This is a genomic window from Pseudomonas sp. S07E 245 (assembly GCF_019599025.1).
GTDB classification, from domain to species: Bacteria; Pseudomonadota; Gammaproteobacteria; order Pseudomonadales; family Pseudomonadaceae; genus Aquipseudomonas; species Aquipseudomonas shirazensis.
Map to the genome: position 1 here is coordinate 4,713,228 of NZ_CP080625.1, position 17,730 is coordinate 4,730,957.

Here is a 17,730-nt window from a genome sequence, read left to right on the forward strand (position 1 = left end):
TCGCGGGCGAGCCCGCTCCCACAGGTACAGCGCCGATCAGCAGCTCAGCGCAGGCTCCGTGGGAGCGGGCTTGCCCGCGAAGGCCCCAACGCCGGAACCTCAGGTCTACCCCTCCAGATACTTCATCGCCAACTGCTCCGCCGCTCGCCGTGCGGGCACTTGCAGATGCGGCGCCACCAGCATCATTACCTGGTACACCACCACCCCGACGTCGGCCGCGCGGCCGATCACGCGCTGATAGTCCAGCGAGAACATCAGGGTCATGGTGATCTGCTCGACCAACTGCCCCAACGCCTGAGTATCGCTGGTGACCTGTCCGTGCGCCTTGAGGCTGGCCAGCAGCGCCGCCAGGGTGCGCTTGATCGCGTTGATCAGGCTGCGCATGCCGCGGGCCAGCTTGGGCAGGCGCCCGGTCAGGTTCGACAGGTCCTGAAACAGGAAACGGTACTGGGCCATGCGCTCGACGATCAGGTGCAGGAACAGCCAGTAGTCCTCGGCGTCCAGGCGCACGTCCAGCGGCGGATCGAGCAGCGGCATCAGGGCCTCTTCGAAGCGCTCGAACAGGCCGTTGACCAACGGCTCCTTGCCGTGGAAGTGGTAATACAGGTTGCCCGGGCTGATGCCCAGCTCGTTGGCGATTTCCAGCGTCGACACATTCGGTTCGCCCTGCTGGTTGAACAACTGCAGGGCACATTCAAGGATACGGTCACGGGTCTTCATCGAGTCAGCGCACCAATACGTAAGTGCCAGGTGCCGGCGCCAGGGGTGGATAGGTGGTGTTGCCCAGGCTGCTGCGCGGAGCTTTCAGCGGCCCCGAGCGCTGGCCGATCCACTCCAGCCACAGTGGCCACCAACTGCCTTCGCTGCGCTTGGCATCATGGAACCAGGCGCGCGGGTCGCTGCTCAGGCGTGGGTTGTCGAGGTAGTAGGCCTTGGGGTTGCCGGGCGGGTTGATGATGCTCTGGATATGGCCGCTGTTGGCCAGCACGAAGCGTTGCTTGCCGCCGACCAGCAGCGCCGAGCGGTACACCGCATCCCAGGGCGTGATGTGATCGTTGCTGCCGGCGACATGAAAGCTGTCCAGCTCGACCTGCTTGAGATTGATCGGCGTGCCGCACACCTCCAGGCCATCGGCGTGGGCCAATGGGTTGAGCTTGAAAAAGTCCAGCAGGTCGCCATGCAGGGCTGCCGGCAGCCGCGTGCTGTCGGCGTTCCAGTAGAGGATGTCGAAGGCCGGCGGGGTCTTGCCGAGCAGGTAGTTGTTGACCCAGTAATTCCAGACCAGATCGTTGGGCCGCATCCAGGCAAAGATCCGCGCCACTTCAGCGCCGTCGAGCACGCCGCGCTGGTAGGAGCGGCGCTTGGCGGCTTCGACTGTCTGCTCGTCGGCAAACAGGCTGGCCGGGCTGTCGAACTGGCTGTCGAGCAGGCTCACCAGATAGGTCGCGCTGCGCACCTTGCGTAGTTGCTTCCTGGCCTGCAGATGGCCTTGCAAGGCCGCCATGGTCAGGCCGCCGGCGCAGGCGCCGAGCAGGTTCGGGTCGCGGTTGCCGGTAATGCTGCGGCAAGCATCGAGCGCTTCCTCCAGCGCCTGCACGTAGCTCGACAGGCCCCATTCGCGGTGACGCGGTTCCGGGTTACGCCAGCTGACCATGAACACCTGCAGGCCGTTCTTGAGCATGTACTGGACGAAGCTGTTGCCGGGGCTGAGGTCGAAAATGTAGTACTTGTTGATCTGCGGCGGCACGATCAGCAGCGGCCGCGCATGCTGTTGCTCGCTCATCGGCTGGTACTGGATCAGCTCCAGCAGCTCGTTGCGAAACACCACCGCGCCGGGCGTGTTGGCCACGTTGCCACCCACGGCGAAGGCGCTCTGGTCGACCTGGCGCGGCATGCCGTCGTTGTGGCGCAGGTCGTCAAGCAGGTGGCCAAGGCCGCGCAGCAGGCTCTGCCCGCCGGTGTTGAGCAGCTCTTTGACGGCCAGCGGGTTGAGCAGCGAGTTGCTCGGCGCCAGCGCGTCGTTGATCTGGTTGAGCAGAAACTGCGCGCGGGCGCGATCATCTGCCGACAGTGAACTGTGCTCGATCCACAGCCGCGATTGTTTCTGCCAGGCCAGATACGCCTGCAGGCCGCGTCGGTACAGCGGGTTGTCCAGCCAGGTCGGGTCAGCAAAGCGGGTGTCACGCGGGTGCGGCTGTAGCGGCGAATCGCCGAGCATCACCCGGCCCAGTTGGCTGCCCAGGGCGAGCAGGTGGCGGGCGGTGTGCAGCGGATCGCGCAGGCCCTGACGGCCAACCTGGCGCAGTGTCGAAATCAGGTCGCGACCGCGCAGGCCGGTGATGGCGTTCTGCACATTCATCACCGTGACCGGGGCGGGTGAGTTGCCTTTGGCCGGCTTTTCTTGCATGACAACACTCCCTCGTTGTGATGGCGTCGGTTGCACCAGCGCGGTCGCGGCGTCACTGCCCGAACAGCGCCAGATGCACAGGTGTAGCTAGGTGCCGCTGGCGGGGCGCGGGTGCATCCGTGCGCGCTGCCGTTCCTGCTCGAGAAACTTCATGATGATCGGCGCCACCGCTTCGGCCCGGGTAATCAGGAACAAGTGACCGTCGTCGATGATGTGCAACTGGGCGTTGGGGATGCGCCAGGCCAGCAGGCGCATGTTGATCAGCGGAATCAACGGGTCATCGTCACCGGCCAGCACCAGGGTCGGCTGGCTGATCTTGTGCAGCCAGTGAATGCTGGTCCAGCCAAGGCCGGCGAACAGTTGCCAGTAATAACCGAGCTTGCCGCCCGAGCGCACTTTTGCGGCATGCCGGGCAGCCAGTTCCGGGTCGCGGCGAAACGCGCCGCCGTAGATCAGCGGGGCGATACGTATCACATGGGATGGCTGCACATAACGCCGCGGGCTGGCCATCATCCACAGCACCTTGGGCTTGCCCGGCACCATCACCGCACCGGCCGCCGTGGCCGCCAGCACCAGCTTCTTGCAGCGCTCGGGGTAATCATGGGCGAATTGCTGGGCGAGGGCGCCGCCCCAGGACACGCCGATGACGTTGACCTGGCCGTAGTCGAGGTAGTCGAGCATGCGCGCGGTCAGCTTGGCCAGGCCAGGAAAGCGATATGGCTGGCGCGGCGTCGATGAGCCGCCCACACCGGGCACGTCGAAGGCAATTACCTCGAGGTCCGGGTCAAGCGCCTCGATGAATGGAAACACCAGCTCAAGGTTGGCGCCGATGCCGTTGAAGATCAGCAACGGCGTCAGGTGCGGCTTGCCTGGGCGAACCGCCGTGCGGATGGACTGGTCGTCCAGCTCGACGGTGCGAAAAACATAGGGTTGCGGCATGCGCGAAACTCTGTGAGGAACGAAGCGCCACGGCGCTAGGCCGTGGCGGTCATGCTCAACGTTCGTGAACGTAGGTGCCCGGTGCAGCTTCGCCGGCGACATAGGCCCGATTGCCCAGCCGCGCTGGGGCTTTTTTCAGCTCGCCCGCACGCTCGCCGAGCCAGGCTTGCCAGTGCAGCCACCAGGAGTCGGCGTGCTTGATGGCGTTTTCCTGCCAGGCCAGCGGGCTGTCCGGGCGATCTTCACCGGTCATGAAGCGCGCCTTGGGATTGCCTGGCGGGTTGAGGATGCTCTGGATGTGGCCGCTGCTGGACAACACGAACTCGATCTTGCCACCGAACAGATGCGCCGAGCGGTAGCAGGCCTGCCACGGCGTGATGTGGTCGGCGGTGCCGGCCAGGCTGTAGATATCGCACTTGACCTGCTTGAGGTCGATGGCCGTGCCGCACACTTCCAACGCTTGGGGGCGGGTCAGCGGGTTGTTCTTGAACATCTCGATCAGGTCGCCGTGGAAGGCTGCCGGCAAGCGCGTGGTGTCATTGTTCCAGAACAGGATGTCGAACACCGGCGGCTCGTTGCCAAGCAGGTAGTTGTTGACCCAGTAGTTCCAGATCAGGTCATTGGGGCGCATCCAGGCAAACACCTTGGCCATGTCGCTGCCTTCGAGTACGCCGGCCTGGTAGGAGTGGCGCTTGGCTGACTCGAGGGTCTGCTCGTCGACAAACAGCGCGACCTGGTTGTCCATGGTGGTGTCGAGCACGCTGACCAGCAGGGTCAGGGCGTTGACCTTGTTCTCGCCGAGCGCGGCATAGTGGCCGACCAGCGCGGTGCAGGTGATGCCGCCGGAACAGGCCCCAAGCATGTTCAAGTCCTTGCTGCCGGTGATCGCCAGCACCGCGTCGACCGCTTCCTTGAGCGCATCGATGTAGGTCGACAGGCCCCATTCGCGCTGGGCCTTGGTCGGGTTGCGCCAGCTGATGATGAAGGTCTGCTGGTGCGAGCGCAGGCAAAAGCGCGCCAGGCTCTTGTCCGGGCTCAGGTCGAAGACGTAGAACTTGTTGATCTGCGGCGGCACCACCAGCAACGGCCGGGCGTGCACTTGTTCGGTGATCGGCCGGTACTGGATCAGCTCGAGCACGTCGTTGCGAAACACCACTGCGCCTTCGCTGGTGCCGAGGTTCTTGCCCACTTCGAACGCGTCCTTGTTGACCTGGCTGGGCATGCCGCCATTGCTGACCATGTCCTTGGCCAGGTTGGACATGCCATCGAGCAGGCTCTTGCCGCCGGTTTCGAAGAAGCGTTTGACCGCTTGCGGGTTGGACAGGGTATTGGTCGGCGACATGGCCTCGGTCATCAGGCCGATGACGAACTGGCCGCGGCTGATGTCCTGTGGCGACAGGTCGCTGGTGCTGATCCAGTCGTTGAGCTCCTGGCGCCAGGCCAGGTAGGTCTGCAGGTAGCGTCGGTACAGCGGGTTTTGTTGCCAGGCTGGATCATTGAAGCGGCGGTCGTCGCCGGCCGGTTGCAGGCTGGACTTGCCCAGCAGCACGTTTTTCAGTTCCAGGCCAAAGTGGGCGACGTGCTTGGCGCTGTGCAGCGGCTGGCGAATGGCCTGGCGCAACACCGTACGCGCCGTGCTGAGCAGATCCTTGCGGCGAATGCCGATGATCGGGTTCAGGCCCAGGGTGTTTTCCGAGGCCTGGCGCTGCAAGTCATCGTTGTTCTTGTTACTCATCTACGACGCTCCGTTGTCCTGAGACGAGTACCGGCTGGCTGAGGCAGATACACAGCACATGCCGGTACAGATCGCTCGGGTGACCAGTGATAAGGAACAGCGCTGCGGCGAGCGGATGCGTAGTGGTGATGAGCTGCGGGGGATTCTGCGTGTGAAGACAGCCTGCTTTCGCTCGCGACCTCTACAACAACCGGCTCGGCCCTGCTTGGCTGAATGCAATGCAGGGAGCTTGCCAGCTCCATTGGTTACCCGACTTTCATGTATTGCGCAAGACAGCCCAAACCCTGGCTGGCATCAAGCCATTCAAGCAGAGCAAATTAGAAAATGCGCTCTAAACATGACAATCCTTGCGCTAGAGCATCAGCTTGACCACAGATTCGGCAGGATCGCGGGATTTGCCGGCCTTGCGCAGCTCGTCGAGATAGTCGGCCCACAGCTCGGCCTGACGCAGGCTGAGTTGTTCGAGGTATTCCCAGGTGAACAATCCGCTGTCATGGCCGTCGTCGAAGATCAATTTCAGTGCATATTGGCCGGCCGGTTCCACGCCGATGAGGCCGACGTTGATCTTGCCGAATTGCAGGATGGGTTTGCCGTGGCCCTGGACCTCGGCGGAAGGCGAGTGCACCCGCAGGAATTCGGCGGGCAGCTGGTAGACCTCGCCGGGGGCGTAGGTCAGGGCGAGGGTTTTCGAGGCTTTGTGCAGGTTGATCGCGGTTGGGAGGCGGGGCATGGGTCGGGATCTCTTTCGGAGCTGAGGGCCATGGGGGCCGCTCCGCGACCCTTTCGCGACACAAGGCCGCTCCTACAGGGGACCGCGATGTCTGCAGGAGCGGCCTTGTGTCGCGAAAGGGCTGCGTAGCAGCCCCCAGCGGTCTTACAGAATATACCGAGACAGATCTTCGTTCTGCGCCAGCTCACCCAGATGGCCGTTGACGTACTCGGCGTCGATCCGGATCGGCGTGTCGTCATGCGCGCTGGCCAGGTCGCCAGCACTGAACGAAACCTCTTCGAGCAGACGTTCAAGCAGGGTGTGCAAACGACGCGCACCGATATTTTCGGTCTTCTCGTTGACCTGATAGGCAATCTCGGCCAGACGCTTGATGCCGTCGGCCGCGAACTCGATGGTGAGGCCTTCGGTCTTGAGCAGCTCGCGGTACTGTTCGGTCAGCGACGCGTGCGGCTCCTGCAGGATGCGCTCGAAGTCTTCCGGGGTGAGCGCCTTGAGTTCGACGCGGATCGGCAGACGGCCTTGCAGCTCGGGTACCAGGTCGCTCGGCTTGCTCAGGTGGAATGCACCGGAGGCGATGAACAGGATGTGGTCGGTCTTGACCATGCCCAGCTTGGTGTTGACCGTGCAGCCTTCGATCAGCGGCAGCAGGTCGCGCTGTACGCCTTCACGGGAGACATCGGCGCCGCCGACATTGCCGCGCTTGGCCACCTTGTCGATCTCGTCGATGAACACGATGCCGTGCTGCTCGACCGCTTCGAGGGCCTTGGCCTTGAGCTCTTCTTCGTTGACCAGGCGGCCCGCTTCTTCTTCGCGGACCATCTTCAGCGCTTCCTTGACCTTGAGTTTGCGCGACTTGCGCTTGCCCTTGCCCATGTTGGCGAACAGGCTCTGCAGCTGGTTGGTCATCTCTTCCATGCCGGGCGGAGCGGCGATGTCGACGCCCATGCTCTCGGCTACTTCGATCTCGATTTCCTTGTCGTCCAGCTGGCCTTCGCGCAGGCGCTTGCGGAACAGCTGACGGGTGTTGGTATCGCTGCTCGACGGCGCGGCTTCTTCGGCAAAGCTGCTGGCGCTGCGGGCCTGTGGCAGCAGTGCATCGAGTATCCGGTCTTCGGCGGCATCTTCGGCGCGGTGGCGCACACGGATGATTTCCTGCTCACGGAACAGCTTCAACGCAGCGTCGGCGAGGTCGCGAATGATCGACTCGACGTCGCGGCCAACGTAGCCGACTTCGGTGAACTTGGTCGCTTCGACCTTGATGAACGGCGCGTTGGCCAGCTTGGCCAGGCGACGGGCGATCTCGGTCTTGCCGACGCCGGTCGGACCGATCATCAGGATGTTTTTCGGGGTGACTTCAGCGCGCAGCTCAGCCGGCAGCTGCATGCGCCGCCAGCGGTTGCGCAGGGCAATGGCGACGGCGCGTTTGGCGTCGTCCTGGCCGATGATATGGCGGTTGAGTTCGTGGACGATTTCGCGGGGGGTCATGGACATGATCTATTCGGTCCTCGGGCACAGTAATCAGTGTGGAAAAGTCCCGCGCTGAGCGGGACGCCAGAACAACTGATCACTCGGCCAGGTCCTGCTCCTCGATGGTCAGGTTGTGGTTGGTGAACACGCAGATGTCACCGGCGATGTGCAGCGCGGTTTCGGCGATTTCGCGAGCCGACAGCTCAGTCTTGTCCAGTAGTGCGCGGGCAGCGGCCTGGGCGAAGGCGCCGCCGGAACCCATGGCGATCAGGCCGTCTTCTGGCTCGACCACGTCACCGTTGCCGGTGATGATCAGCGAGGCGTCTTTGTTGGCCACGGCGAGCATGGCTTCGAGGCGGCTCAGGGAGCGGTCGGTGCGCCATTCCTTGGCCAGTTCGACGGCGGCGCGAACCAGGTGACCCTGGTGTTTTTCCAGCTGGCCTTCGAAGCGCTCGAACAGGGTGAAGGCATCGGCAGTGGCCCCGGCGAAGCCTGCAATGACCTGACCGTGGTACAGGCGGCGGACTTTTTTCGCGTTGCCTTTCATCACGGTGTTGCCGAGGGATACCTGGCCGTCGCCCGCCATGACGACTTTGCCGTGGCGGCGGACTGAAACGATGGTAGTCAAGGGAGAGTCTCCACGCAGCGGGGCGAAAATGCCTGATGCAGACTCATATGGGGGGAGGGGGGAAAGATTTCAACCTTGGCGGATGGATGGTTGGCTTCAGGGCCACGCGATGCCCGATGGGGTACGCGGTCGGCGTAGGAGCGGCCTTGTGTCGCGAAAGGGTCGCGGAGCGGCCCCATACTTTTCAGCTTCGCCGCCGACATCGCCGGGCCCGCTGTGCGGGCCTTTCGCGACACAAGGCCGCTCCTACAGATCGCGGTGTTCGCGGTCGGTGCAGGAACGGCCGCGCCAAGCCTCAGGCTTCGTGGCAGATGTGGCCGTCCACCAGCGTATAACGCACCGCACTCGGCAGGCAGTGGCCGATGAACGGGCAGTTGTCGCCGCGCGACAGCCAATGCTCACCGGCCACGGTCGAGGCCTTTGGATCAAACAACACCAGATCCGCCGCGCCGCCAACCTTCAGCTCACCTGCCGGCAAGCGCAGTGCCTGGGCAGGCCCGCTGGTCAGTCGCGCAAGCAAGGTCGGCAGATCCAGCAGGCCATCCTCGACCAGCGTCATCGCCAACGGCAGCAACAGCTCGACACTGCTGATACCAGGCTCGGTAGCGCCAAACGGCGCCAGTTTGGCATCGCGCTCGTGCGGCTGGTGATGGCTGGAAATCGCCTGGATCACCCCCGACTTGACCGCTTCACGCAGGCCATCGCGATCCGCCGCGGTGCGCAGCGGTGGCTGCACGTGGTACAGGCTGGAGAAGTCGCGCAGCGCTTCGTCGGTGAGGATCAGCTGGTACAACGCTACGTCGGCCGTGACCGGCAGGCCCAGTGCCTGCGCCTGGGCAATCAGGCGGGCGCCGCGGGCGCTGGTGATATGGGTGAAGTGCGCACGCACGCCACTTTGCTCGACCAGCAGCAGGTTGCGCGCCAGGGCGACGGTTTCGGCGCTTTCCGGGATGCCGGGCAAGCCGAGGAAGCTGGCCATCGCACCTTCGTGGGCCAGCCCGCCGAGGGCCAGGTCATGGTCCTGGGAGTGGAACACCACGGTCAGGTCAAAGGTGGCGGCGTACTCCAGCGCGCGCGCCAGGGTACGGTTGTTGGGGATCTGCTTCAAACCGTTGCCAAATGCTACGCAGCCGGTATCACGCAGGGCCACCAGCTCGGCCAGTTGCTCGCCTTCAAGGCCCTTGGTCAGGGCGCCGATCGGGTAGACCTTGCTGTTGCCGGCTTCACGGGCACGGTCGAGCACCAGCTCGGCCACTGCCGAGGTGTCCAGCACCGGCTTGGTCTGCGGTGGGCAGCACAGGCTGGTGACGCCACCGGCGACGGCCGCGCGGGTTTCGCTGGCGATGTTGCCCTTGCGGCTGTAGCCCGGCTCGCGCAGGGCGACGTCGAGGTCGACCAGGCCCGGTGCGGCGACCAGGCCGTTGGCGTCGATACTGCGGCTGGCGCTGAAACCGGCCGGGGCGGCGCCGATGGCGACGATCTTGCCCGCTTCCAGGTGCAGGTCGCTGATGCTGTCCAGGCCGCTAATCGGATCGATGACCCGGGCGCCAAGAATACTGATGCTCACAGGGCGTGCTCCTGGTCCAGTTGTCGTTGCGTGTTCTGCCCGCTCATGGCCATCGACAGCACCGCCATGCGCACGGCGATGCCGTAGGTGACCTGGTTGAGGATTACCGAATGTTTACCGTCGGCGACTGCCGATTCGATCTCGACGCCGCGGTTGATCGGCCCCGGATGCATGACGATGGCATCCGGTTTGGCCCCGGCCAGGCGCGCCGTGGTCAGGCCGAACAGGCGGTAGAACTCGCCTTCGCTGGGCAGCAGGCCGCCGGCCATGCGCTCACGCTGCAGGCGCAGCATGATCACCACGTCGACGTCCTTGAGGCCTTCGGCGAGGTCGGTGTAGACCTTCACGCCGTACTGCTCGATGCCCACCGGGATCAGGGTTTTCGGGCCGATCACGCGGATGTCCGGGCAACCCAGGGTCTTCAGCGCGAGCATGTCGGAGCGGGCCACCCGCGAGTGCAGGATATCGCCGACGATGGCTACCGAGAGGTTCTCGAAGCTGCCTTTGTGGCGGCGAATGGCGAGCATGTCGAGCATGCCCTGGGTCGGGTGCGCGTGGCGGCCGTCGCCACCGTTGATCACGGCAACGTCCGGGCACACGTGCTCGGCGATGAAGTGCGCCGCGCCCGAGTCGGAGTGGCGCACGACGAACATGTCGGCGGCCATGGCCTCAAGGTTGCGCAGGGTGTCGAACAGGGTCTCGCCCTTGCTGGTCGAGGAGGTCGACACGTTCAGGCTGATGACGTCGGCCGACAGCCGCTGGGCCGCCAGCTCGAAGGTGGTGCGGGTGCGGGTGGAGTTTTCGAAGAACACGTTGCACACGGTCTTGCCGCGCAGCAACGGGACTTTCTTCACTGCCCGGTCGCCGACTTCAAGAAACGAGTCGGCAGTGTCGAGAATCTCGGTGAGCAGTTCGCGGGGCAAACCATCAAGCGAGAGGAAGTGGCGCAGCTGGCCCTGATCATTGAGCTGCAGCGGGCGCTTGGCGTCGAGTGGCGTCATCGCGGGGGACTCTTAAAGGGCGGAAGCGGTAGCAAGGTCCTGGCGCTCGAGGGCGAGCGGGGCCGGGCCGGTCAATTTTACCCGCTCATGGGCTGCCAGTGACAGCGTGGCGCCGAGCACGTTGGGCCGGATCGGCAGTTCGCCGGCATCCAGGTCGAGCAGGCACACCAGGGTGACGCTGGCCGGGCGGCCATAATCGAACAGTTCGTTGAGGGCAGCGCGAATTGTGCGCCCGCTCATCAGCACGTCATCGACCAGCACCAGGTGCTGGCCTTCGACCTCGAACGGCAGCTCGGAGGGGCGCACTTGCGGGTGCAGGCCGTTCTGGCTGAAGTCGTCGCGATAGAACGACACATCCAGGGTGCCCAGCGGGCTGCTGTCGGCAAGCTCCTGCTGCAACGCCTGAGCGACCCACACACCACCGGTGCGGATGCCGATGAAGCGCGGCTCGGCAATGTTGCGGCGGGCCAGGTGGGCGCGAAGGTCGACGGCCATCTGCCGGATCAACTCGGCGGGGTTGGGTAGGCTCATTGCGTGCTCCTCGGGGCGCCGGCAGACCCGGCGGCAAAGCGAAAGGTGGAATCAGTGACCGGTATTGGCCTCCAGCCAGCCCTGCAGGAGCAGCGCGGCGGCGATGGCGTCGACCGGGTTGTCGCGATAGGTGCCGCGCTGACCGCCACGGGCCATGCGCTCGCCCTTGGCTTCGAAGGTGGTCAGGCGCTCGTCGTGGGTGTGCACCGGCAGGTTGTAGCGGCCGTGCAGGCGGTTGGCGAACTTCTGCGCGCGGGCGCTCATCTCGCTGGGGGTGCCGTCCATGTTCAGCGGCAGGCCAACGACGATGGCGTCGGGTTTCCATTCCTTGATCAGTTTTTCCACCTGGGCCCAATCCGGAATACCGTCCTGGGCACGCAGGGTGCACAGCTCGCGGGCCTGGCCGGTGATGACCTGGCCAACCGCGACGCCGATCTGTTTGGTGCCGTAGTCAAAGCCCAGCAGCAGGCGCACCTCGGCCATCAGGCGTGACCTGCCTGGCTGGTCAGCAGGCTGAGGTTGATGCCCAGCGACGCTGCTGCCGCACTCAGGCGCTGGTCGCTGGCCAGGCTGAAGATGATTTCAGGGTCGAATGGGCAGTTGAGCCAGGCGTTGTCGGCAAGTTCGGCCTCCAGCTGGCCGGCTTCCCAACCCGCGTAACCGAGGGTGATCAGGCTCTGCGCCGGGCCTTCGCCGTTGGCCAGGGCAAACAGCACATCCTGCGAGGTCGACAGCGACAGGCCTTCGAGCTCGATGGTGGCCTCATAGCTGCGCTCGCTGCTGTGCAGAACGAAGCCGCGGTCGGTCTGTACCGGCCCGCCGATGTAGATCGGTACTTGCAGGGTACTCAACGGCGGTTCTTCATCCGGGCGCAACTGCTCGAGGATGTCTGCCAGGTTGAGTTCCTGCGGCCGGTTGACCACCAGGCCCATGGCGCCATTGGCGTTGTGCTCAACGATATAGGTCAGGGTCTGGGCAAAGTTCGGATCGGCCATGTGCGGCATGGCGATCAGGAACTGATGCTTGAGGTAACTCGGAGTGAGGTTTTTCATGGGGGTAGTGTGGCGCCAGGCGACGCCAGCTTCAAGCTGCAAGCTGTGAGAAAAAACCACTGACGCGGTTTAGTTGCTCGACAGCCGGTCGCCGCGGGCAAAGCGCCAGGTACGAATGATCTCCAAACGGTCGAATTCGGCCAGATCACCGGTAAACGGCGCGAACGGCGCGGCAAGGCGAACGATGCGCTGCGCGGCCTGATCCAGCAGCGGTTGGCCGGACGACTCCAGCACCAGCACCTCGAACAACGAGCCATCGCGGTTGATCGAAACCATCATGCGCAGGTTGCCGTAGATCTGCTGGCGGCGCGCCTCGTCGGGGTAGTTGAGGTTGCCGACCCGCTCGACCTTCTTGCGCCATTCCTCTTTGTACCAGGCACCTTTGTCGCGCATGGTCGAAGCCGCGTTCAAACGATGGATCTTGGGCCGCTTGGCGTACAGCTGCTGCTCGTTGGACAGCTCGGCTTCAAGGCTGGCGATCTGGCTCGACAGCTGCGAGCTGTCAAATTCCGGGGTCGCCGCAGGAGGCTTGGGCTGGGCCTTGGTTTCCTTCGGCTTGGGTTCGACCTTCTGCACCTTGGCTGCCGTGGTGGCGACCGCGGCCTTCTGCGGAGCGGGTGGCGTTTCGCGCTTGGCGGCCGGCGGAGGCGTGACCTTGTTGATCTTGCTGTCCTGAAACGGCGCCAGCTCGGTGGTTTTGGGCACTGCCTTCTTGTCCAGGGTACCGCTGCCTTGCTGGTTGTCCTGGGCCTGGAAGTCGGCCTTCTCAGGCGCTTTCTCGCTCTTGAAGGTTGCCAGGGTGATATCCATGGTGTGGCGGATTTCACTCGGCTTGACCACCGTGAAGCCGACCCCGAGGATCAGCGCCAGGTGCACCAGGGCAGCCAGAAACAAGGTAAAGCCAAGCCGGTCCACCGGGCGAACGCGGGGTGGCAGCAGGTCGGCAGGGATGTCAGCGGGCAGCGTCATCGGGTATCCAGCAATCGCCAGGCGGGGCAGCAGGTCAAAGGACCGGCATCATACCGCACTGAGCGATTGCGCTTCGCGTCGGTGGTCAGCGCGCCTTCAGCTTGCGATCAATGGCGTCCATCAACTGCACGCCGATCTGGGTGCCGTAGGCGTTGTCGATTTCGCGGATGCAGGTCGGGCTGGTCACGTTGATTTCGGTCAGATGCTCGCCGATCACGTCCAGGCCGACGAACAGCAGGCCCTTTTCGCGCAGGGTTGGCCCGACCTGGGCGGCGATCCAGCGGTCGCGCTCGCTCAGTTCGCGCGCTTCACCACGGCCGCCAGCAGCCAGGTTGCCACGGGTTTCGCCGCTGGCCGGGATGCGCGCCAGGCAGTACGGCACCGGCTCGCCGTCGATCATCAGGATACGCTTGTCGCCGTCCTTGATTGCCGGCAGGTAGGCTTGCGCCATGATCTGCTGGGTGCCAAGCGCGGTCAGGGTTTCGAGGATCACCGACAGGTTCGGGTCACCGACCCGGTGGCGGAAGATCGAGGTGCCGCCCATGCCGTCCAGCGGCTTGAGGATCACATCGCCATGCTCGGCGGCAAACGCACGGATGATGTCCGGGCGGCGGCTGACCAGGGTCGGCGGGGTGCACTGCGGGAACAGTGTGGCGAACAGCTTTTCGTTGCAGTCGCGCAGGCTCTGCGGGCGATTGACCACCAGTACCCCGGCAGCTTCGGCCTGCTCCAGCAGGTAGGTGCTGTAGACGAACTCCATGTCGAACGGCGGATCCTTGCGCATCAGGATCACGTTGAGGTCGCTCAGCGGTGCGTCGATTTCAGCCTCCAGCTCGAACCACTTCTCGGGATTGGCGAATACCTGCAGCGGGCGCATCTTCGCCCGCGCCACGCCTGCGCTCTGGTACAGGTCCTGCTGCTCCATGTAGAACAGCGTCCAGCCGCGGGCCTGGGCTGCCAGCAGCATGGCCAGCGAACTGTCCTTTTTGTAGGAGATGGACGCGATAGGGTCCATGACAATCCCGAGGCGAACGCTCATGGGGGAATTCCTCTTGGCGGCAATTGGCCGCGATGGCAATAGATAAAGTGGCTCAGGGTGGCGCCGCGCGCGCCGTCGGTCAAGGGGGCGGCGATGGCAAAGGCTGTCAGGATGCGTGCAGCTTCAAGCTGCACGCTATAAGCTGCTGGTAAATGCGCACAGTCGCTGGCGCAGCGCTTTTTCCGGGCGCGTGAACCTTGTACTGTGCGGCGCAACGTCATTGTCGGTAGGCGATTATGGAACAACCCCTGAAGGTGATGGTGATCGACGATTCACGCACGATCCGCCGCACTGCGCAGCTGCTGCTGGGTGAGGTCGGCTGTGAAGTGATCACCGCCAGCGACGGCTTTGACGCGCTGGCCAAGATTGTCGACCATAGGCCGCGGATCATCTTCGTCGACGTGCTGATGCCGCGTCTGGACGGTTACCAGACCTGCGCCGTGATCAAGCACAACAGCGCCTTCAAGGACACCCCGGTGATCCTGCTGTCGTCGCGTGATGGCCTGTTCGACAAGGCCCGCGGCCGCGTCGTTGGCTCTGATCAATTTTTGACCAAACCATTCAGCAAAGAAGAATTGCTTGAGGCGATCCGGGCCCATGTGCCGGAATTTGCCGCCCAGGCGCAACCTGCATCCTGACCGCGCCTGGCATGGCGGCGGCACTTTCCTTCAATGGGGAACAGCATGGCCCGAGTTCTGATTGTCGATGATTCGCCGACAGAGTTGCACAAACTCACCGCGATCCTGGAAAAGCATGGCCATGAGGTGCTCAAGGCCGACAACGGCGCCAACGGCGTGGCGCTGGCCCGCCAGGAAAAGCCCGATGTGGTCCTGATGGACATCGTCATGCCCATCCTCAACGGCTTTCAGGCAACTCGCCAGCTGAGCAAGGACGCCGCTACCAGCGGCATCCCGGTAATCGTCATCACCGCCAAGGACCAGGAAACCGATCGGGTCTGGGCGGCGCGCCAGGGCGCGCGTGATTTTCTCATCAAGCCGGTTGATGAAGACTCGCTGCTGGCCAAGCTGAAAGCGGTGCTCGACATTTGACCACCCGCCGCGCCTCGCTGACTGCGTTCGAGCTGCTGCTCGACATCGATCGCCGCTGCCGTCTGCTGGAGGCCGATCAGCCGTCGCAGGACAGCCGGCTGCAACAGTGGAGCGGGATTGGCTTTCGCGTTGCCGAGCAGTGGTTCGTGGCGCCCATGGTCGAAGTCGCCGAAGTCTTGCGCGAGCCGCGCAGCAGCCGCGTCCCCGGCGTGCAGCCGTGGGTATGCGGGGTGGCCAACCTGCGTGGGCGGCTGTTGCCGGTGATGGACCTGAGCAGTTTTTTCGGCCTTGGGCCACTGCCGCCAGGCAAGCAACGGCGGGTGCTGGTGCTGGATCACGAGGCACTGTTTGCCGGCTTGCTGGTCGATGAGGTGCTGGGGTTGCAGCACTTCAGCCTGAGCAGTCTTGAGCTGTCGCCACCGCAGCCGTTGCTGGCGGCGGCGACGCCGTTTGTGCAGGGCCATTTTGCCCGCGGGCACAACTGGGCCATCTTCAGCCCGCTGGCCCTGGCCCAGGCGCCGGGTTTTCTTGATGTAGCGTTGTAGAGGATCGACCGTGAACAAGCCTGTCAGCCCCGTCACTCCACCGGCCGTGACCCCGCGCGTGCGCAGCAGTGCGCAGATCACCGTGCTGTTCGTGGTGCTGATCCTGTCGATCATCCTGCTGTTCGCCAACTTCGCCTACCTCAACACCCAGTCCAATTACGACAAGCAGTACATCGGCCACGCCGGTGAGTTGCGCGTGCTGTCCCAACGTATCGCCAAGAACGCTACCGAGGCCGCTGCCGGCAAGGCCCTGGCGTTTCGCCTGCTGTCCGATGCGCGCAACGACTTCGAGCGGCGCTGGGGCTACCTGCGTGAAGGTGACAAGGCCACCGCGCTGCCGGCAGCGCCAGCCAAGGTCCGCGATGAAATGGAAGCGGTGCGCCAGGACTGGGAGACGCTGCGCAAGAACACCGACGTGATCCTCGCCAGCGAACAGACCGTGTTGTCGCTGCACCAGGTCGCGGCAACCCTCGCCGAGACCGTGCCGCAGTTGCAGGTCGAATACGAGAAGGTGGTCGAGATCCTGCTGCAAAGCGGTGCCCCCGCCGCGCAAGTGGCGGTAGCCCAGCGCCAGTTGTTGCTGGCTGAGCGGATTCTGGGTTCGGTCAACACCGTGCTGGCCGGTGATGACTCGGCAGCGCAGGCGGCCGATGCCTTTGGCCGCGATGCCAGCCGCTTTGGTCAGGTGCTTGAAGGCATGCTCGGCGGCAACCCGGCGATCCAGGTCACTCGGGTCGAGGACGCCGATGCCCGCGCGCGGCTGGCGGAGATTGCCGAGCTGTTCCAGTTTGTCTCCGGCAGTGTCGATGAAATCCTCGAAACCTCCCCCGAACTGTTCCGCGTGCGCGAAGCGGCGAGCAATATTTTCAGCCTGTCGCAAACCCTGCTCGATGAAGCCTCGCACCTGGCCAACAGCTTCGAGAACCTGGCCAACGGGCGCACCCTTGATACCGTTGGCGGCTACGTGCTCGGCTTGCTGGCGCTGGCCTCGATCATCCTCATCGGCTCGGTGATGGTCCGCGCGACCAATCGCCAGCTGCGCGAAACCGCGGAAAAGAACGAGCGCAACCAGCAAGCAATCATGCGCCTGCTCGACGAAATCGAGGAGCTGGCCGACGGCGACCTGACAGTGACGGTGTCGGTCACCGAAGACTTCACCGGGGCCATCGCCGACTCGATCAACTACTCGGTGGACCAGCTGCGTGACCTGGTCACCACCATCAACCACAGCGCCCTGCAGGTTGCCGCCGCCGTGCAGGACACGCAGAACACCGCACGCCAGCTGGCCAAGGCCTCTGAGCAGCAGGCCGAGCAGATCAGCGAAGCCTCGGTGGCGGTGGGCGACATGGTCGAGTCGATCGACCGGGTGTCGGCCCACGCCTACGAGTCGGCCAAGGTCGCCGAGCGTTCAGTGGCCATCGCCAACAAAGGCAACGAGGTGGTGCACAACACCATCCACGGCATGGACAACATTCGCGAGCAGATTCAGGACACCGCCAAACGGATCAAGCGCCTGGGTGAGTCGTCTCAGGAGATCGGCGACATCGTCAGCCTGATCGACGACATTGCCGAACAGACCAACATTCTCGCCCTCAACGCAGCGATTCAGGCCTCGCTGGCCGGTGAAGCCGGCCGCGGTTTTGCTGTGGTTGCCGACGAAGTTCAGCGTCTGGCCGAACGCTCGTCGTCGGCCACCCGGCAGATCGAGGCGTTGGTGCGGACCATTCAGACCGACACCAACGAGGCGGTCATCTCCATGGAGCAGACCACCGCCGAAGTAGTCCGCGGAGCGCGTCTGGCGCAGGATGCCGGGGTGGCTCTGGCGGAAATCGAAGGCGTCTCGCAGACCCTCGCCGAGCTGATCCACAGTATTTCCGATGCCGCCCAACTGCAGACCTCTTCAGCCGGGCAGATTTCCCACACCATGGCTGTGATCCAGCAGATTACCGCGCAGACCTCAAGCGGCTCCGGCGCCACCGCCGACAGCATTCGCCACCTGGCGCGGATGGCCAGCGAGATGCGCCGCTCGGTCTCCGGTTTTACCTTGCCGGCCCCGGCCGAACCCCGCTGA

General features: G+C 64.3%; 18 protein-coding genes. 4 read left to right on the forward strand and 14 right to left on the reverse strand.

Going from position 1 to position 17,730, the window contains the following annotated elements:
* Nucleotides 1-105: 105 nt before the first annotated feature.
* From K3F44_RS21690 to gshB, 14 genes are all read right to left on the reverse strand, one after another.
* The gene (locus K3F44_RS21690; RefSeq protein ID WP_150571198.1) at nt 106-720 is read right to left on the reverse strand and encodes a TetR/AcrR family transcriptional regulator; all 615 of its coding nucleotides are present in this window, start codon (nt 718-720) and stop codon (nt 106-108) included.
* Nucleotides 721-724: 4 nt separating this feature from the next.
* Nucleotides 725-2,407, reverse strand: a complete 1,683-nt coding sequence (gene phaC / locus K3F44_RS21695; protein WP_220632941.1) for a class II poly(R)-hydroxyalkanoic acid synthase — start codon at nt 2,405-2,407, stop codon at nt 725-727.
* An 87-nt stretch (nt 2,408-2,494) separates the two neighbouring features.
* A complete protein-coding gene (gene phaZ / locus K3F44_RS21700) occupies nt 2,495-3,346 on the reverse strand; it encodes a poly(3-hydroxyalkanoate) depolymerase (RefSeq protein ID WP_101315704.1) in 852 nt (283 codons plus the stop codon).
* A gap of 55 nt (nt 3,347-3,401) precedes the next feature.
* Nucleotides 3,402-5,081, reverse strand: coding sequence for a class II poly(R)-hydroxyalkanoic acid synthase (gene phaC / locus K3F44_RS21705; protein WP_101315706.1), 1,680 nt, complete (start codon nt 5,079-5,081; stop codon nt 3,402-3,404).
* A 352-nt stretch (nt 5,082-5,433) separates the two neighbouring features.
* A complete protein-coding gene (locus K3F44_RS21710) occupies nt 5,434-5,811 on the reverse strand; it encodes a gamma-butyrobetaine hydroxylase-like domain-containing protein (RefSeq protein WP_101315708.1) in 378 nt (125 codons plus the stop codon).
* A 144-nt stretch (nt 5,812-5,955) separates the two neighbouring features.
* Nucleotides 5,956-7,302, reverse strand: a complete 1,347-nt coding sequence (hslU, locus tag K3F44_RS21715) for an ATP-dependent protease ATPase subunit HslU (protein ID WP_101315710.1) — start codon at nt 7,300-7,302, stop codon at nt 5,956-5,958.
* 73 nt (nt 7,303-7,375) lie between these two features.
* Nucleotides 7,376-7,906 carry an ATP-dependent protease subunit HslV gene (hslV, locus tag K3F44_RS21720; RefSeq protein ID WP_188035187.1) on the reverse strand — a complete coding sequence of 177 codons (531 nt, stop codon included), beginning with the start codon at nt 7,904-7,906 and terminating at the stop codon, nt 7,376-7,378.
* A 295-nt stretch (nt 7,907-8,201) separates the two neighbouring features.
* On the reverse strand, nt 8,202-9,473 hold the full coding sequence (locus K3F44_RS21725) for a dihydroorotase (RefSeq protein ID WP_220632942.1): 1,272 nt from the start codon (nt 9,471-9,473) through the stop codon (nt 8,202-8,204).
* Nucleotides 9,470-10,474, reverse strand: coding sequence for an aspartate carbamoyltransferase catalytic subunit (locus K3F44_RS21730; protein WP_101315718.1), 1,005 nt, complete (start codon nt 10,472-10,474; stop codon nt 9,470-9,472). The genes K3F44_RS21725 and K3F44_RS21730 overlap by 4 nt, the downstream gene beginning before the upstream one ends.
* 12 nt (nt 10,475-10,486) lie before the next feature.
* The gene (gene pyrR, locus K3F44_RS21735) at nt 10,487-11,005 is read right to left on the reverse strand and encodes a bifunctional pyr operon transcriptional regulator/uracil phosphoribosyltransferase PyrR (protein ID WP_103435772.1); all 519 of its coding nucleotides are present in this window, start codon (nt 11,003-11,005) and stop codon (nt 10,487-10,489) included.
* Between the two features lie 51 nt (nt 11,006-11,056).
* Nucleotides 11,057-11,488, reverse strand: coding sequence for a Holliday junction resolvase RuvX (gene ruvX, locus K3F44_RS21740; RefSeq protein ID WP_101315722.1), 432 nt, complete (start codon nt 11,486-11,488; stop codon nt 11,057-11,059).
* The gene (locus K3F44_RS21745; RefSeq protein ID WP_101315724.1) at nt 11,488-12,057 is read right to left on the reverse strand and encodes a YqgE/AlgH family protein; all 570 of its coding nucleotides are present in this window, start codon (nt 12,055-12,057) and stop codon (nt 11,488-11,490) included. The genes ruvX and K3F44_RS21745 overlap by 1 nt, the downstream gene beginning before the upstream one ends.
* Nucleotides 12,058-12,126: 69 nt before the next feature.
* Entirely contained in the window at nt 12,127-13,026 is a 900-nt protein-coding gene (locus tag K3F44_RS21750; RefSeq protein WP_220632943.1) for an energy transducer TonB, read from the reverse strand.
* An 85-nt stretch (nt 13,027-13,111) separates the two neighbouring features.
* Nucleotides 13,112-14,065: a glutathione synthase gene (gene gshB, locus K3F44_RS21755; protein WP_150571194.1), complete on the reverse strand. Its 954-nt coding sequence runs from the start codon at nt 14,063-14,065 to the stop codon at nt 13,112-13,114.
* Between the two features lie 236 nt (nt 14,066-14,301).
* Between gshB and K3F44_RS21760 the strand changes: the two genes are divergently transcribed.
* From K3F44_RS21760 to K3F44_RS21775, 4 genes are read left to right on the forward strand one after another with little or no spacing between them, the layout of a single operon-like run.
* Entirely contained in the window at nt 14,302-14,703 is a 402-nt protein-coding gene (locus K3F44_RS21760) for a PleD family two-component system response regulator (RefSeq protein WP_101315730.1), read from the forward strand.
* Nucleotides 14,704-14,748: 45 nt separating this feature from the next.
* Complete coding sequence (pilH, locus tag K3F44_RS21765) at nt 14,749-15,114, forward strand: twitching motility response regulator PilH (RefSeq protein WP_101322927.1); 366 nt, start codon at nt 14,749-14,751, stop codon at nt 15,112-15,114.
* Nucleotides 15,111-15,659 (forward strand): chemotaxis protein CheW, encoded by a 549-nt coding sequence (locus K3F44_RS21770; protein WP_220632944.1) that lies wholly within the window; start codon nt 15,111-15,113, stop codon nt 15,657-15,659. The genes pilH and K3F44_RS21770 overlap by 4 nt, the downstream gene beginning before the upstream one ends.
* A gap of 10 nt (nt 15,660-15,669) precedes the next feature.
* Nucleotides 15,670-17,730: a methyl-accepting chemotaxis protein gene (locus K3F44_RS21775; protein WP_101315734.1), complete on the forward strand. Its 2,061-nt coding sequence runs from the start codon at nt 15,670-15,672 to the stop codon at nt 17,728-17,730.

Excerpts from the sequence above, each read along its gene's own strand:
- hslU (WP_101315710.1), bottom strand. The coding sequence starts at position 7,302 with ATGTCCATGACCCCCCGCGAAATCGTCCACGAACTCAACCGCCATATC.
- K3F44_RS21760 (WP_101315730.1), top strand. The coding sequence starts at position 14,302 with ATGGAACAACCCCTGAAGGTGATGGTGATCGACGATTCACGCACGATC.
- pyrR (WP_103435772.1), bottom strand. The coding sequence starts at position 11,005 with ATGAGCCTACCCAACCCCGCCGAGTTGATCCGGCAGATGGCCGTCGAC.
- pilH (WP_101322927.1), top strand. The coding sequence starts at position 14,749 with ATGGCCCGAGTTCTGATTGTCGATGATTCGCCGACAGAGTTGCACAAA.
- gshB (WP_150571194.1), bottom strand. The coding sequence starts at position 14,065 with ATGAGCGTTCGCCTCGGGATTGTCATGGACCCTATCGCGTCCATCTCC.
- K3F44_RS21710 (WP_101315708.1), bottom strand. The coding sequence starts at position 5,811 with ATGCCCCGCCTCCCAACCGCGATCAACCTGCACAAAGCCTCGAAAACC.
- ruvX (WP_101315722.1), bottom strand. The coding sequence starts at position 11,488 with ATGGCCGAGGTGCGCCTGCTGCTGGGCTTTGACTACGGCACCAAACAG.
- K3F44_RS21730 (WP_101315718.1), bottom strand. The coding sequence starts at position 10,474 with ATGACGCCACTCGACGCCAAGCGCCCGCTGCAGCTCAATGATCAGGGC.
- K3F44_RS21690 (WP_150571198.1), bottom strand. The coding sequence starts at position 720 with ATGAAGACCCGTGACCGTATCCTTGAATGTGCCCTGCAGTTGTTCAAC.
- K3F44_RS21750 (WP_220632943.1), bottom strand. The coding sequence starts at position 13,026 with ATGACGCTGCCCGCTGACATCCCTGCCGACCTGCTGCCACCCCGCGTT.
- K3F44_RS21745 (WP_101315724.1), bottom strand. The coding sequence starts at position 12,057 with ATGAAAAACCTCACTCCGAGTTACCTCAAGCATCAGTTCCTGATCGCC.
- phaC (WP_220632941.1), bottom strand. The coding sequence starts at position 2,407 with ATGCAAGAAAAGCCGGCCAAAGGCAACTCACCCGCCCCGGTCACGGTG.
- phaC (WP_101315706.1), bottom strand. The coding sequence starts at position 5,081 with ATGAGTAACAAGAACAACGATGACTTGCAGCGCCAGGCCTCGGAAAAC.
- phaZ (WP_101315704.1), bottom strand. The coding sequence starts at position 3,346 with ATGCCGCAACCCTATGTTTTTCGCACCGTCGAGCTGGACGACCAGTCC.